General features: G+C 46.2%; 2 protein-coding genes. Both read left to right on the top strand.

The window, feature by feature from the left end; all coding sequences use genetic code 11:
• On the top strand, positions 1-312 hold a 312-nt coding region (locus tag R7190_RS27785), incomplete at its 5' end, for a ribonuclease III family protein (RefSeq protein ID WP_318137918.1).
• Positions 305-678: GTPase Era (gene era, locus R7190_RS27780; RefSeq protein WP_318137917.1), on the top strand; the 374-nt coding region annotated here is incomplete at its 3' end. The genes R7190_RS27785 and era, both read left to right, overlap by 8 nt.

Raw genomic sequence — 678 nt, 5'->3', positions numbered from 1 at the left:
TACCTAGATAGTGATATTGAGAAAGTACGCAGTATTGTTCTGAGTTGGTACAACTCGCGTCTTGAAGCCATCAAACCTGGCGTATCACAAAAAGACCCAAAAACTCGCCTACAAGAGTTCCTACAAGGCAGAAGAAAACCGCTGCCTGTTTACACAGTGACTAATATTAAAGGTGAAGCGCACAACCAAGAGTTTACGGTTGAGTGTGAAGTAGCAGGTGTGGATAAGCCTGTAATCGGTAAAGGCACCAGCCGTCGCAAGGCAGAACAGGCGGCAGCAGAAACAGCACTAGAGCAATTAACTAATGGCTGATAACGAATTCGATATCGATGCGTTTTTCGCATCACACGGTGAGGTGAGCTCACCGGAAAACCAGCATTGTGGTTTCATTGCCATTGTTGGTCGTCCTAACGTGGGTAAATCGACGCTTCTGAACAAAATTCTAGGTCAGAAGATTTCGATCACGTCACGTAAGCCACAAACGACGCGTCATCGCATCATGGGCGTCGACACAGATGGCGATTACCAAGCGATTTACGTTGATACACCAGGACTTCACATTGAAGAAAAACGTGCAATCAACCGTTTGATGAACCGCGCTGCAAACTCATCGTTGAGTGACGTGAACCTAGTTTTCTTCTTGGTCGATGGTACCCATTGGACTAAAGACGATGAGAT

Source organism: Vibrio sp. 1078-1 (assembly GCF_033340475.1).
The sequence above is the reverse complement of the archived record's forward strand: the minus strand, read 5'-3'. Positions and strand labels throughout refer to the sequence as shown.